Below are 514 nucleotides of genomic sequence, written 5' to 3' on the forward strand. Positions count from 1 at the left end.
AGTAGACGGCATGGCCGATCCGGTTGGCCGGCACCGCCAGCCAATACTCGAAAAACGCGATCCCCCAGGAAATCATCACCACCACCCACAGCGCCGCGCTGGGGAATTTGAGGTGCCCATACCAGGCAAAGGTCATGAAGAGATTGGAGGCGATCAAAAGCCCGATCGGGGCCAGCGTGGCAAAGTTGAAGCCCATGTGAGCACCGCAAGAAAACCGGCATAGCCCGGCTGGACCTTGTATCACTCTCTTTGCGGCGGAAAAGCGGGAATTTTTGGCGGCTCACCGCGCCTTGGTCGGCTGCTCCAGCGAGAAGATTTCGTCGCTCACATCGTCGATTTTCTTGCGCACCAGCGCCTGCGCATCATGCAGCCCGCGATTGTAGAAATAGGCGCCCATCTTGTCGGCGAAGAACTGCATCAGCATTTCCGCCGGAATGGCGCCGATGGACTGATCCAGCTCCTCGCGGAAATAGTCCTGGATCTCGGCGACAATGGCCTTGGTTTCATCGCGGTC

2 protein-coding genes are annotated in these 514 nt (G+C 58.6%); both read right to left on the reverse strand.

Going from position 1 to position 514, the window contains the following annotated elements; all coding sequences use genetic code 11:
- A partial coding sequence (locus ACK41V_RS23890) for a DMT family protein (RefSeq protein WP_409786211.1) occupies positions 1-196 on the reverse strand: 196 nt, incomplete at its 3' end.
- Between the two features lie 84 nt (positions 197-280).
- A partial coding sequence (locus ACK41V_RS23895) for a DUF2164 domain-containing protein (RefSeq protein ID WP_409786213.1) occupies positions 281-514 on the reverse strand: 234 nt, incomplete at its 5' end.

It is taken from the genome of Acidovorax sp. (assembly GCF_046291265.1).
Taxonomy (GTDB): domain Bacteria; phylum Pseudomonadota; class Gammaproteobacteria; order Burkholderiales; family Burkholderiaceae_C; genus Acidovorax.